Annotated in this window: 13 protein-coding genes; 5 read left to right on the top strand and 8 right to left on the bottom strand. The window is 61.3% G+C overall.

Annotation, left to right across the window (positions count from 1 at the left end):
* Nucleotides 1-75 precede the first annotated feature (75 nt).
* The gene (locus HU739_RS19825) at nt 76-996 is read left to right on the top strand and encodes a formate/nitrite transporter family protein (protein WP_225922749.1); all 921 of its coding nucleotides are present in this window, start codon (nt 76-78) and stop codon (nt 994-996) included.
* Here the strand turns inward: HU739_RS19825 and HU739_RS19830 are convergent.
* Nucleotides 986-2275: a cation:dicarboxylate symporter family transporter gene (locus HU739_RS19830; RefSeq protein WP_225922750.1), complete on the bottom strand. Its 1290-nt coding sequence runs from the start codon at nt 2273-2275 to the stop codon at nt 986-988. The two genes, HU739_RS19825 and HU739_RS19830, sit on opposite strands and share 11 nt — an antisense overlap.
* 37 nt (nt 2276-2312) lie before the next feature.
* Nucleotides 2313-2726 carry a VOC family protein gene (locus tag HU739_RS19835; protein WP_186549341.1) on the bottom strand — a complete coding sequence of 138 codons (414 nt, stop codon included), beginning with the start codon at nt 2724-2726 and terminating at the stop codon, nt 2313-2315.
* A 54-nt stretch (nt 2727-2780) separates the two neighbouring features.
* Here HU739_RS19835 and HU739_RS19840 point away from each other — a divergent pair, with 54 nt between their 5' ends.
* Nucleotides 2781-3614 carry a LysR family transcriptional regulator gene (locus tag HU739_RS19840; RefSeq protein ID WP_407681964.1) on the top strand — a complete coding sequence of 278 codons (834 nt, stop codon included), beginning with the start codon at nt 2781-2783 and terminating at the stop codon, nt 3612-3614.
* Between the two features lie 15 nt (nt 3615-3629).
* On the opposite strand, the gene HU739_RS19845 is transcribed toward HU739_RS19840, so the two are convergent.
* Both HU739_RS19845 and HU739_RS19850 read right to left on the bottom strand, forming a co-directional pair.
* On the bottom strand, nt 3630-4865 hold the full coding sequence (locus HU739_RS19845; RefSeq protein ID WP_186549336.1) for a cation:proton antiporter: 1236 nt from the start codon (nt 4863-4865) through the stop codon (nt 3630-3632).
* A gap of 249 nt (nt 4866-5114) precedes the next feature.
* A complete protein-coding gene (locus HU739_RS19850) occupies nt 5115-6284 on the bottom strand; it encodes an MFS transporter (protein ID WP_186549334.1) in 1170 nt (389 codons plus the stop codon).
* A 321-nt stretch (nt 6285-6605) separates the two neighbouring features.
* Between HU739_RS19850 and HU739_RS19855 the strand changes: the two genes are divergently transcribed.
* Nucleotides 6606-7439: an EamA family transporter gene (locus tag HU739_RS19855; protein ID WP_186549332.1), complete on the top strand. Its 834-nt coding sequence runs from the start codon at nt 6606-6608 to the stop codon at nt 7437-7439.
* Nucleotides 7440-7478: 39 nt separating this feature from the next.
* Entirely contained in the window at nt 7479-7862 is a 384-nt protein-coding gene (locus tag HU739_RS19860) for an MAPEG family protein (RefSeq protein WP_186549330.1), read from the top strand.
* Between the two features lie 114 nt (nt 7863-7976).
* Here HU739_RS19860 and mltA read toward each other — a convergent pair whose 3' ends face one another.
* Complete coding sequence (mltA, locus tag HU739_RS19865; RefSeq protein WP_186549328.1) at nt 7977-9161, bottom strand: murein transglycosylase A; 1185 nt, start codon at nt 9159-9161, stop codon at nt 7977-7979.
* Between the two features lie 128 nt (nt 9162-9289).
* Between mltA and HU739_RS19870 the strand changes: the two genes are divergently transcribed.
* Entirely contained in the window at nt 9290-9739 is a 450-nt protein-coding gene (locus tag HU739_RS19870; RefSeq protein ID WP_186549326.1) for a c-type cytochrome, read from the top strand.
* A 166-nt stretch (nt 9740-9905) separates the two neighbouring features.
* Here HU739_RS19870 and HU739_RS19875 read toward each other — a convergent pair whose 3' ends face one another.
* The 3 genes from HU739_RS19875 to metK all read right to left on the bottom strand — a co-directional run bounded on the left by HU739_RS19875 (nt 9906) and on the right by metK (nt 13495).
* Nucleotides 9906-10301 (bottom strand): DUF1090 domain-containing protein, encoded by a 396-nt coding sequence (locus HU739_RS19875; protein ID WP_186549323.1) that lies wholly within the window; start codon nt 10299-10301, stop codon nt 9906-9908.
* Nucleotides 10302-10396: 95 nt separating this feature from the next.
* Nucleotides 10397-12073 (bottom strand): NAD-dependent DNA ligase LigB, encoded by a 1677-nt coding sequence (ligB, locus tag HU739_RS19880; protein ID WP_186549321.1) that lies wholly within the window; start codon nt 12071-12073, stop codon nt 10397-10399.
* Between the two features lie 231 nt (nt 12074-12304).
* The gene (gene metK, locus HU739_RS19885; RefSeq protein ID WP_186549319.1) at nt 12305-13495 is read right to left on the bottom strand and encodes a methionine adenosyltransferase; all 1191 of its coding nucleotides are present in this window, start codon (nt 13493-13495) and stop codon (nt 12305-12307) included.
* Nucleotides 13496-13511: the final 16 nt, after the last annotated feature.

Genomic DNA, 13511 nt, shown 5'->3' on the forward strand with positions numbered 1-13511 from the left:
TTTGCCCGCTGCCTACAGAACGTATTCCCAAGCGCAACGGTCGTAGCTAAATCGTCCCCCACGGTTTCCTACGCCATGACCACCCCCACTGACGGCAAGACCCCAGACCTGTCGACCCAGGAAAAGAAAGAAATCGAGAAAAACCAGCCGCCACGCGCGGCGGTTCTGCATGAAATCATTCGTGCCCAGGGCGATCAGGAACTGGAGCGCAGCATTGCTGCGCTGTGGTGGTCGGCGCTCGCGGCCGGCCTGACCATGGGCCTGTCGCTGATGGGGATGGGCCTGCTCAACTCGCGCCTGCCCGACGGTGACGAATTCAAGGTGATCGCCAGTTTCGGCTACTGCGCAGGCTTTCTTGCGGTGATTCTCGCTCGCCAGCAATTGTTCACCGAAAACACCCTGACCGCCGTACTGCCGGTCATGACCAAACCGACCCTGCTCAATTTCGCACGGCTGATTCGCCTCTGGACGGTGGTGTTGCTCGGCAACCTGTGCGGCACGATTTTGGTGGCTTACGTGATGCTTGAGTTGCCGATCTTCGACAGCAAGACCGACCACGCTTTCCTGGAAATCGGCCGCAAGGTGATGGAGCACAGCGCCGGGCAGATGTTCGCCAAGGGCATCGTCTCCGGCTGGATGATCGCCACCATGGTCTGGATGATTCCGTCCATGGAGAGCGCGAAGATGTGGATCATCATCCTCATCACCTATTTCATGGCGCTCGGCGACTTCACCCATATCGTGGTCGGCTCGGCAGAAGTGTCATATCTGGTCTTTGCCGGTGAACTGCCTTGGGGTGATTTCTGGGCGGTATTTGCTGGACCGACATTGGCCGGGAATATCATCGGCGGCAGTTTCATTTTCGCGTTGATCAGCCATGCACAGATTCGCAGTGAGAGCGGTGCGCCGAAGGCGGATAAACCGAGCCCTGATCAAACAGGCCCGGCTCCGTTGCGCGCGAAATCCGCCTCACCTGAAAAAAGCGTCAGGCCTTGAACGTCTGGGCGGCTGGCGCCTGGGCGGGTTCGCTTTCAGGCGCCTTGAGCTGGCCTTCCCAGCGAGCGATGACCAGAGGCGCCAGCGCGTTGCCCAGCACGTTGAGCGCCGTGACCGGCATGTCCATCAAGCGATAGACGCCGGCGATGATTGCCACGCCTTCCACGGGCAACCCGGCCGCTGTCAACGTTGCTGTCAGGATGATGAACATGAAGCCGGGCACGCCGGCCGCGCCTTTGGACGTCAGCACCATGATCAGCACCAGCATCGCCTGGTCGGACAGGCTCAGATCGATGCCGTAGGCCTGGGCAATGAAGAGGGTGCCCAGACCGGCGAACAATGACGCGCCATCCAGATTGAATGAGTAACCCAGCGGGATGACCATGCTGGTGATAGGGCGCGGTGCGCCATAGCGCTCCATTTTCTCGATCAGTTGCGGCATCACCGTGGCCGACGCGGCGCTGCTATAGGCCAGTATCAGTTCACTGCGGATGGCCTTGATCAGGCGGAAAAAACGGATGCCGGCTATTCGCGCCACCAGCCCCAGCACGCAAAACGCGAACAGCAGTACCGCCACGTACGTGATACCGATCAACTTGGCCAGCGGCAGCAATGCGCTGAGGCCGAAACTCGCCACGGTGACCCCGATCAGGCCGAAGATACCGATCGGCGAATAGTGCATGACCAGATGTGTGACCTTGAACATGGTGTCCGAGATCGCCTGTATCACCGCAATCAACGGTGCTTTCTGCTGTTCGGGCAGCATCGACAGGGCGCAGCCGAACAGGATGGCGAAGAACAGTACCGACAGCAGCTTGCCCTGAGACATGGCGAGAACGATGTTGTCCGGAACAATGTTGACCAGAGTGCGGCCAAGGTTCTGCGCCTCGCCCGTCGCGGCGAGGCCGGTTACCGGTGTTTGCAGGGTGCTGCTGAAGTCTGCGCCGGCGCCGGGCTGGAAGACGTTGCCGACGATCAAACCGAAGACGATGGCAATGCTGGTGACGGTGAAGAAATACACCAGCGTCTTTATCCCGACGCGCCCCAGCGCCCGGGTGCTGCCCGCGCCGGCGATACCGACGACCATGCAGGCAAACACCAGCGGCACGACGATCATTTTCATCAGGCGGATAAACAAGTCGCCCGCCGGCTGCAGCAAGTTGTCGATGAACCACGTCTTGTGTTCGGGAAACTGGTTAAGCAGGAGGCCGACGATGACCCCGGCCGCGAGGCCGAGCATGATCCGGGTGACAAGGCTGGTGGGTTTTCTGTTGCGCATGGTGTGCCCCTTTGTTGTTGTGTTTGTTGGGGTGGAATCAGTGTGCGAAGAGGTTGCTGAAGTCTTTGAAGCCTTTGACTTCGAGGGGATTGCCACTGGGGTCGAGGAAAAACATCGTGCGTTGCTCGCCGGGTTCGCCGGCAAAGCGCACCACGGGCGGGATCTCGAATCGGGTGCCGAGGTGGGTCAGGCGCTCGGCCAGTACCAGCCATTGCTCAAGTGGCAATACCACGCCGATGTGCGGCATCAGCACTTTGTGTTCGCCGACCTGACCGGTGCGAGTCGTGGCGAAGGGCGTGCCCAGGTGCAGGGATAACTGGTTGCCGAAAAAATCGAAGTCGATCCAGGTGTCGGTGCTGCGCCCTTCGGTGCAACCCAACACATCTCGATAAAAAATCCGCGTCTGTTCCAGGTCGCAAACATGGTATGCAGCGTGAAAGGGTCTGTTCATGGGAGATCCCCGAGTGAAGGAGCGCTCAGGGTAAACAGCCCGCGCGGCGAAAGCCTGATTGCGGTGGTCGAGACCGGTTCGATTGCGGCAGCTGCGCGCCGGGAAAACCGCACGGCAGCGGCGATCAGTCAGCGTGTCCAGGCGCTGGAACGAACGCTGGGATGCGCCTTGCTGTTACGAACGGCGCATACCGCGCGGCCATCGGATCAGTGCCTGCTGCTGATGCCGAAAATCCGCGCAATCGTTGAGCAGGCGCAGGCGTTGCATCACGATCTGAGTCGTGACGGGCTGTCGGGTGAAGTGAAGATCGGGGCGATATCGACGGCGCTGACCGGTGTGTTGCCCGGCGTGATCGAGCGTCTGGCGCAGTCGGCACCGGAGTTGAAGCTGAAGATCACCCCGGGTGATTCAAAAAGCCTCTATGAAAAGGTGCTGAGCGGTGAGCTGGATGCGGCAATTCTGGTCCGGCCACCGTTTCCACCGCCCAAAGCTCTCGCGCTGAAGCTGCTCAAGGCCGAGCCGCTGATCCTCATCGCTCCGGCCAGTCTCAGCGAGCCGTCGCTGGTGAGTTTGCTGCGCGAGGAGCCGTTCATTCGTTATGACGCACGCTCCTGGGGTGGACAGATTGCACAGCGCTTCCTTGATGAACAATCGCTTGAGCCGACGCTTCTGTGTGAGCTGGATGCGCTGGAGACCATCGTCATGCTCGTCGCTCAGGGAATGGGCGTTTCGCTGGTGCCGCAGTGGGCCGGGATGAACCTGGACGGCGTGCAAGTGCTGCCGGTCGATAACCCGCGCTATGCGCGGGATCTGGTAGTGCTGCAGGGTTCGACGCCGCACCGTCCTGTGGCGATGCGGTATCTGCTTGAGTTGCTGTGCAGCGGCTAGCGCCGCCGCGCTCACTCAGGTCGGCTGAGTCACCCGGCGTACGACTCGGCCAATCGTCAGGCCCTGAACCAGAATCGACGACAGCACGACGATGTAGGTAATGCTCAGCAGCAGGTCGCGCTCGGCCCCCAATGGCAGCGACAGGGCCAGCGCGACCGAGACGCCGCCACGCAAACCGCCCCAGGTCAGGATGCGGATAGTGCCGGCCGGCACTGAGCGCCAGCGGCGCAGCAAGAGGATTGCCGGCGCTACGGTGAGCAGGCGCGACAGCAGAATCGCCACCGCGAGCAAACCTGCCGCGGCCATGTGCAGCCAGTTGAACGGCAGCAGCAACAACTCCATGCCGATCAGCGCAAACAGCAAGGCGTTGAGCATGTCATCGAGCAATTCCCAGAAACCGTCGAGGTAGCGACGGGTCATGTCGTTCATCGCCAGATTGCGCCCCAGGTTGCCGATGATCAGACCGGCAACCACCATCGCGATTGGCGCCGAGACGTGCAGCTCTGTGGACATGGCCGAGCCACCAATCACTAGGGCCAGGGTCAACATGACGGTGATCTGATGCTGCTCGACGCTTTTGATCATCCGATAGACCAGATAGCCGATCAGCCCGCCGAACAGCACACCGCCAATCGCTTCGTGAACAAACAGCATGGCCGTGGCGCTGACGGTCGGCGTTTCGCCCAGTTGCGCGATGCCCAGCAGCACGGTGAACACCACGACCGCAGTGCCATCGTTGAACAGCGACTCGCCGACGATGGTGGTCTTCAGCGGCTTTGACGCGTTGGCGGTACGCAACACGCCGAGTACCGCAATCGGGTCAGTCGGCGAAATCAGCGCGCCAAACAGCAGGCAATAGAGGAAGCTCACGTGCCAGCCGAACAGAGCAAAGATGTAGAAGGCCAGGCTGCCGATCACCACGGTTGCGATCAGTACGCCGAACGTGGCCAAAAGGCCGATGGGCCAGCGGTAGCTGCGCAGGTCGTTCAGGTTGACGTGCAGGGCGCCGGCGAACAGCAGGAACGACAGCATCCAGTTCATCAGCAGATCGCCGAAGTCGATCTGGCCGATCAGTTGTTGCACGCGCTCTTCGAGGCCGGGAAAGCCGAGCACGCTGAGGCCTTGCAGAATCAGCGAGAACAGCAGCGCGGTGACCATCACGCCGATGGTCGGCGGCAGGCCGATGAAGCGGAAGTTGACGAAGGTCAGGAGGGTGGTGAGGCAGATGAAAGCGGCGACAAGTTCAAGCATCCGGGGTCCTTTGGATGAAGGGTGAATGGAGCGCGACCGGAGTCTGGTCGCAGGGGTTGGATGGGCCAACAGCGGCAGGGGATACAACACAGTTCATTGTGGCGAGGGGATTTATCCCCGCTCGGCGGCGAAGCCGTCGCAACCCGGTTTATCGGTTATTCTGACAAGACCCGATTGAATGGTTTTGGGGCTGCTGCGCAGCCCAGCGGGGATAAATCCCCTCGCCACAGGTGGGTGGTCGCAGAGGTCTCAGTCGGACACATTGACCGCAGTCGCTCGCCGACGTTGCAGGTAAATGAACAACAGTGCCGTCAGCACAGTCAGCACGCCGACCAGCGCCCCGGTCCACGGCAGGTCCGCCAGATCCGCGCCGCTGGCCACAACCAGGCCGCCAATCCATGCGCCCGCCGCGTTGCCGAGGTTGAACGCGCTCTGGTTCAGGGTCGAACCCAGATTCGGCGCTTCATGGGCCTGATCGATGATCAGTAGTTGCAGGATCGGGCACAGCGCAAACGCGAAAATCCCCCACAGCACCAAGGTGATCGCGGCCGGAACTACCGAGCGGCTGGTCTGACTGAAGGCGGCCAGAACCACCACCCCCGCCAATGCCACCCCGACCAGTGACGGCAGCAAACGGCTATCGGCCAAACGCCCGCCGAGCATGCTGCCAGCGGTCAGGCCAACGCCGAACAACAGCAGCATCACGGTCACGCCGTGGGGGCTGACGCCGGTGATGTCCTGCAGGATCGGCGCGATGTAGGTGAACACGCTGAACAGGCTGGTCGAGGCCAGCACGCTCATGCCCAGCGCCAGCAGCACGTTGGCTTTGCCCAGGACCTTGAACTCGCTGGCGAGGTTGGCTTTGTCCATGGCGATGTGTTTCGGCAACCACAGCCATTGCGCGAGCGCGGCGATGATGCCGATCACCGACACTGCCCAGAAGGTTGAACGCCAACCGGCGTATTGGCCCAGTGCAGTGCCCAGCGGCACGCCGAGCACATTCGCCAGGGTCAGGCCGGTGAACATCATGGCAATCGCCTGGGCGCGTTTGTTCGGCGCGACCAGCCCGGCGGCAACCACCGAGCCTATGCCGAAAAACGCGCCATGACACAACGCGGTAACCACGCGCGCGGCCATCAGCGTGGCGTAGTTCGGTGCCAGCGCACACAGCACGTTGCCGAGGATGAACATCAGCGTCATGCCCAGCAGTGTTGCCTTGCGCGGCATGTTGGCCGTGCCGATCGCCAGGATGGGCGCACCGAACACCACGCCCAGGGCGTAACCGGTGATCAGCAGGCCGGCGTGCGGAATACTCACCGCGAGGTCGCGGGCGACATCGGGGAGCAGGCCCATGATGACGAATTCAGTGGTGCCGATGCCGAACGCGGCAACAGCAAGGGCAAGCAAGGCGAGTGGCATGCGCAAGGTCTCTGTCGGTAGTCTTGACGCTTTGATCAGGCATACGCGTGCCAGCGACCGTTCGTGGAGGAGCGGGAGCAGGCAGCTTTTATTGGAATTTTTCGGTGTGTAGCTGAGTGCGGCGTGGTTGCTTGCAGTATAAACAGCTGCTGACACATCGCGAATCAATAATCTGACTAATCGGTTTTCGGATTTTCGGATGTCCACTGTGGGAGCTGCCGAAGGCTGCGATCTTTTGCTTTTGATTTTTTACAGGCAAGGTCAAAAGATCGCAGCCTTCGGCAGCTCCTACAGGGGTTAATAAAAATAAAGGGGTCAATTGTGCTGGCGACAGCTCTGGTGTTGGTGGCGGCGCTGCTGCATGCGGCGTGGAATACCCTGATCAAATTCAGCGCCGAACGGTTGCTGGTGGTGGCGTGCATGGACACCGTGGCGCTGCTGTTTGTCGCCCTCGCGCTGCCCTTCGTGAGTCTGCCGCCCGTGCAGATCTGGCCCTGGATTCTCGCTTCAGCGGCGTTCGAGCTGCTGTATCGTTATCTGTTGATTCAGGCTTATCGCGTGGGCGATCTCGGCCTCGTCTATCCGCTGATGCGCGGGCTGTCGCCTTTGGTGGTGCTGGCGTTGACCCTGATCTTCGCCGGTGAGGTGCTGACCACCCAGCAGATCTTCGGAATCATGCTGATCCCGTTCGGTATGGTCTGTCTGCTGTGGCAGGGTGGCGGCGGCGGGCGCTTGCCGTGGTCGATGCTGCCGGTGGTGGCGCTGATCGGTTTGTGCATCGGCTGTTACACCTACATTGATGGGCAGGCGCTGCGGCGCTGGTCGCACCCGCTCGATTATCTGGTCTGGGTCACGCTGCTCAGCGCCTGGCCGTTTCCGCTGCTGGCGTGGGTTGCACGGCGCCCGGCGTTCCTGCAGTTCTGGCGCGAGCAATGGAAACTCGGGCTGGCCGTCGGGTTTTGCGTGTTGTTCAGCTACGCTCTGGTGCTGTGGGCGATGCAGTTGGGGTCGATCGCCGAAGCAGCAGCGTTGCGCGAAATCAGTGTGATTCTGGTGGTGCTGTTCGGAATGCGCTACCTCAAAGAACCTTTTGGCCGCCCGCGGCTCTTAGCCTGTGGGCTGGTGCTGATCGGCATGCTGGTGATGAAGTTCTGACCACTCGCGAATTTTATAACTCGAAAAAAGGACGGCGTTATGACGGTGGCTCTATGGTGTGTGTTGATCGCGATTTTTCTGCCCTATGTCTGCACAGGCATAGCCAAGGCCGTGGGTGGCTACCGGTTAAGTGACAATCATGACCCGCGGGACTTTATGGAGAGTCTCAACGGTCTGGCGCGGCGGGCACATGCGGCGCAATTGAACAGTTTTGAAGTGATTCCGGCGTTTGCTGTGGCGGTGATCGTTGCGCATCTGGTGGGGACGGCACAGTTGGTGACGGTGAATGTACTGGCGGTGCTGTTTATCACCAGTCGCCTGCTGTACGTCATCTGCTACCTGGCGGACTGGGCGATTCTGCGGTCGCTGGTATGGTTTGTGGGGATGGGGTTGATTGCTTCGTTCTTTTTTGTGTCTATGTGAATATTGGGTGTTGCTGCCGGCCTTTTCGCGAGCAGGCTCGCTCCCACATTCGGAACGCATCCCGATGTGGGAGCGAGCCTGCTCGCGAAGACGATCGGTCAGACGCCGAATATATTAAGGTTTTGCCTTCGGCGTATCCGCGACTTGCGGCACTTGCGGCAACGCCGCGCCTTTAGGCCAGAGCATCCAGATCTGGCCTTGTTGTTTCATATCCCCGGCCAGTTGCCCGGCCGCATCCCCGGTGCCCCAGAACAGATCCGCACGGACTTCGCCGGCAATCGCGCCGCCAGTGTCCTGTGCCGCGACCGGACGCACCAGCGGCGTGCCGTCGGGACGCGTGGTCGACAGCCACAACAGGCTGCCCAACGGAATCACTTTGCGATCCACCGCCGCGCTGTAGCCTGCGGTCAACGGCACGTTCAGCGAGCCGCGCGGCCCTTCGTTGCTGTCCGGGTTGCGGGTGAAGAACACATAGCTCGGGTTGCTGCCCAGCAGTTCCGGAATACGCGAAGGGTTGGCCTTGGCCCAATTGCTGATGGCGCTCATGGTCACGTCTTCTTTCTTCAGCTCGCCTTGCTCGACCAGCCAGCGGCCGATCGGCCGGTACGGGTGGCCGTTCTGGTCGGCGTAGGCGATGCGCAGCTGTTTGCCATCCTCTGTCTGGATCCGGCCGGAACCCTGGATTTGCAAAAATTGCAGATTCATCGGGTCGGTCAGGTAAGCCACCACTGGCGCGTTCACGCCTTTGGATTCGATGGTCGCCGCATCGTCGTAAGGCTTGAGTACGCGTCCTTCGAGGCGTCCGCGCAGGCGCTTGCCCTTCAGCTCCGGGTAGATGCTGTCCAGCGAGACGATGATCATGTCTTCGGGCACGCCGTACACCGGCACGTTCGCCGTTTCGGTTGGCGTCAGGCTGCCGGGGTAGACCGGTTCGTAGTAGCCGGTGATCAGGCCATTGGGGTTGTCGTGCTCGGCACGCAGGCCGTAGACATCAAGGTTTTGCTTGAGGAATGCGCGAATTTCTTCGGCATCCTGCGGCACGTTGACCGCTGCGGCGCAGGTCGGTCCCCAGACCGCATCGGCTTTGAGGCGCGTGCATGCGCTGCGCCATGAGCCGAAACCGGCAACCAGGTCGTTGTCGGATACCGCCGGCAGGGCTTCCCACGTTGCACTGGAATAGGTGGCCAGCGCATGGGTTGTCGGCTTGGCGCTGTCGCCGCCGGTGCAGCCGGCGAGAACCGCCAGCAGGGGAAGGGTGGCGATCAGCGGATGACGCCAGGCCTTGAGACGGCTGTTCATGGAGTGATTCCTGTGCCGGTTACCCGAGTGCTCCCTGCGCTCCGGCAACCCGTATTTTTAATAGGGCTATTGGTGTTTGGCGGTGACGCGAGGATACTGGCCGCCGATTTCCGTGACCTGAAGCCACCATGACGCTTAAAAGAATTGCTGTTGTATTGCTGGCCTGCCTGAGCTTGTCCGCCTGTGGCGGCGTCGATCCGAATTCCCCGCTGGGCCAGCGCAAGGCCATCTTCAAACAGATGCTCAAGACCAGCGAAGAGCTGGGTGGCATGTTGCGCGGACGCATCCCGTTCGACGGGCCGAAATTTGCCGAAGGTGCGGTCAAGCTTGATGCCTTGTCCCATGAACCGTGGAAGCATTTCCCGCAGGTGCGTGAGGAAGACCACACCAGTGCCACCGACGATGTCTGGCGCAAGCAGGCACAGTTTCAGAAAATGGCCCGCGCTCTTGAAGCGGCCACTGGCGAATTGGTGCTCGCCAGTCAGGTTCAACCGTACAAGGCCAGCAATCTCGGGCCGGCGGTGCAGAAAGTTGAAGATGCCTGCAGTGCTTGCCATAAACAGTTTCGCGATCATTGACTCCTGACGCTGCTGAGTACCTTGTGGCGAGGGGATTTATCCCCGATGAGCTGCGAAGCAGCCCCAAAACCATACAGCCGAGTTTTTTCAGTCAGACGCGACTAGCCGAATTTGCGACGGCTTCGCCGCCGGACGGGGATAAATCCCCTCGCCACAGGGGCTTCGGTCACTTGTCGATCTGGTCCAGCGCTTCCTGCAGTTCCTTGCGCGACTCGGCCAGCTTCTCCTTGCGCTTGTTGATCTTCTCCGGATCGCCTTTCTTCATGGCTTTGTCGAGATCGGCCTGACGCTGGCTCACCTCATGCTTGGCCTCAAGCACTTTGTTTTCGCGTTCTTTCTTCAGACCGGCGTCGGTGCAGTGCTCGGTCACTTCACGCAGCGCGGTTTCCAGGCCTGCCTGCTGCTCCAGGTTGCCGCGCGACTTGGCCTGTTCGATCTGATTGATGATGCCCTGCTTCTTGGCCGCGCAGCCGGTCAGGCCCGGGCCGTCTTCTTCCGCCATTACCGGGGCGGCCATTACGCCGCAAAGGGTCAGCAGGGCGAGCGGTGTGAGAAATTTCATAATAGCTCCATGTGCAAAGGCAATCGGCTGGTCAGGCACTGCGCAGTTGGAGCGCCTTGTCCGCCGTGGGTTCCCGGCGTGCCGGGCGTGCATGTTCAGAAACCGTCGATTCCGGCGGCGTGTAAGGTTTCGCTCAAGGCCAGCACCTGCGGATCGCGCAGGAATGCACGCAATTGCGCCGCGCGCCCCGGGCCGATGCCGGCTTCTGCCTGCCATTGTTCGGTGTCACGTTGTACCAGCGCCTGCCACGAATCGGGGAGTCGGGCCTGCCCGGTTGGTGGCAGGCCCAGCGCTTTCAACCATTGAGCGAACGGCTGTTGCCGGGCGCTATGAAAACTGTGCATCAGGCGCGCGCTGCTGCGCTCGCCGAAGCCGGCAATGTTAGCAAGCTCTGGCGCATCGAGGGTCAACCAATCCAGCAGGTTGTTCAGACGGCCTGTTTCGAGAAGTTTCTCCCAGGTGCCGCGCCCGACATGCGGCATGGCCAGGCCCTGCTTGCCACTGAGCCAGGTCAGGCGCGCGAGAAACTGGGTCTCACATCCGGGCGTCGGTTGCCAGCAGCTCAAGGCGTGGTAGTCACTGGCGCCGGGGACGAAGAGATCGGCTCGCTCGCTGGCGCGCAGCACCACGCTGTCGAGTCGCGGGATGGTCAGGCCGGCCAGGCTGATTGCCACCTGATCGCCAGGACGCGCGTCGAGTGTCAGCCAGCGTTTGAGCGAGATGACGCTGACTCGTCTGATTTCACGATCGTCCAGCTTGACCGGCACAAGCTCCAGCACCGGGGTGATACGTCCGGTTCGGCCGACCTTGAAGTGCACCTTGCGCACTTCAGCCAGCGCCTGGGCAAATGGATATTTCCAGGCGATCGCCCAGTACGGTGCGCGTGCCTGCCAGCGTTCGGCGGGCGGGCGCTGATTCTGGCGCAGCACCACACCGTCACTGGCAAACGGCAACGGTGAGCGATACCAGTGCTCGCGCCATTTTTGCGCATCGGCAAACTCGCGGATCGGATGGGTGTACGGCTCGGTTGTGGCGAACCCCAGCGCCGCCAGTGCGGAGAATCGCTCAGGCAGATTTGAAGGGCCCTGCGGCCAGTCCCAGACGAACAGGCCGATCCCGGCGGCGTCTTCGGCCGTGAGGGATTTTCGCCCCATCAGACCTGCGACCGTCGCGCGGGCATTGACGCTGCCCGATTGCGCTTGCACATGGTCGTTCAGTCGCCAGTAGAGCTCGCCCTGCACCAGCAGGTTTTGTGGCTGTGTCAGCCGTTGTGGAATGGCAGCGATCCTGTGCGCGGAGACGGTCCAGTCCTGGCCGCTGACACCGTCACCGCGACTGATGGCCTGCTGCAATACTCCCTGGCGATAGATCAACGTGATGGCAACGCCGTCGACTTTGGGTTGCACCCAGACGTCTCGGCGATCACGCATCCAGCGATCCACCTCCTCGGCTTTATGGAGTTTATCCAGGCCGGTGTGTGGGGTCGGGTGTACAACCGAGCCTGACGCCGAGCGCAAAGGCTGCTGTGATGAGGGTTGTTGGAAGCAGTTGCGCCATTCGCTCAGCCGCGACAGGGCCTGGTCGTAAAGTTCGTCGGCGACCAGTGAGCGGCCTTCGCGGTGGTAGGCGTCGTTCCATTGGTCGATCTGGTTTTGCAGGGTGGTGATTTCGCGTTGGGCTTGTGGGCGGGGCCAGTTGGGACAGTTGGCGTGGGCGGCGAGTGCGATGTGTGCCAGCAGGAAAACCAATAACAAGCGCAGCGTGAAGAGCATTGTGAGCGTCCTTGCTCAAGGGGAATGTTTGAAGGGTAGGTGAGGATTTGCAATGCGGTGTGTGGGTGTTTTTCGAGGTGTTTCCGGTTTGCCGAATTCATGTTGCGAGTGCGGGCCCCTTCGCGAGCAGGCTCGCTCCCACAGGAGGCCGGCGTGAATGAAAGGTTGTATTCAGGCGTAAAAAAGCCCCGCACGGCGCGAACCGTGCGGGGCTTTTATGCAGCCAGGGAATTACAGGCCAGCGGCAGAACGCAGGGCGTCGGCGCGGTCGGTTTTTTCCCAGGTGAACGTGGTGAAGCTGTCTTCACCCACGGTCTTGGTCTGCGGTGCACGACCGAAGTGGCCGTAGGCTGCAGTTTCCTGGTACATCGGGTGCAGCAGGTCGAGCATGGTGGTGATGGCGTAAGGACGCAGGTCGAACACTTCACGCACCAGCTTGACGATCTTGTCATCGCTGATCTTGCCGGTGCCGAAGGTGTTCAGCGAGATCGAGGTAGGCTGGGCTACACCGATCGCGTAGGAAACCTGAATCTCGCAGCGCTCGGCCAGGCCGGCCGCGACGATGTTCTTGGCAACGTAACGGCCAGCGTAGGCAGCCGAACGGTCGACCTTCGATGGATCCTTGCCGGAGAACGCGCCGCCGCCGTGACGGGCCATGCCGCCGTAGCTGTCGACGATGATCTTGCGACCGGTCAGGCCGCAGTCGCCTACCGGACCGCCGATGATGAACTGGCCAGTCGGGTTGATGTGGAACTGGGTGTCCTTGCTCAACAGTTCGGCAGGCAGTACGTGCTTGACGATCAGCTCCATCACGCCTTCGCGCAGGTCTTTGTACGACACTTCAGGGTTGTGCTGGGTCGACAGAACCACGGCGTCGATACCGACCACCTTGCCGCCTTCGTAACGGCAGGTCACTTGCGACTTGGCGTCCGGACGCAGCCAAGGCAGCAGGCCCGACTTGCGCGCTTCGGCCTGGCGCTGCACCAGTTGGTGGGAGAAGGTGATCGGTGCTGGCATCAGCACGTCGGTTTCGTTGCTGGCGTAGCCGAACATCAGGCCCTGGTCGCCGGCGCCCTGATCTTCAGGTTTGGCACGGTCAACACCCTGGTTGATGTCGGGGGACTGCTTGCCGATGATGTTCATCACGCCGCAGGTCGCGCCGTCGAAGCCGACTTCGGAGCTGGTGTAACCGATGTCGCAGATCACGTCACGAACGATCTGCTCCAGGTCGACCCAGGCGCTGGTGGTCACTTCACCGGCAACAATGGCCACGCCGGTCTTGACCAGAGTTTCCACAGCCACGCGGGCGTGTTTGTCCTGGGCAATAATGGCGTCCAGCACCGCATCGGAAATCTGGTCGGCGATTTTGTCCGGATGTCCTTCAGACACGGACTCGGAGGTGAAGAGGGAGTATTCGCTCATCTCGATGTTTTCCTGA

This window comes from Pseudomonas hamedanensis, assembly GCF_014268595.2.
Classification (GTDB): Bacteria; Pseudomonadota; Gammaproteobacteria; order Pseudomonadales; family Pseudomonadaceae; genus Aquipseudomonas; species Aquipseudomonas hamedanensis.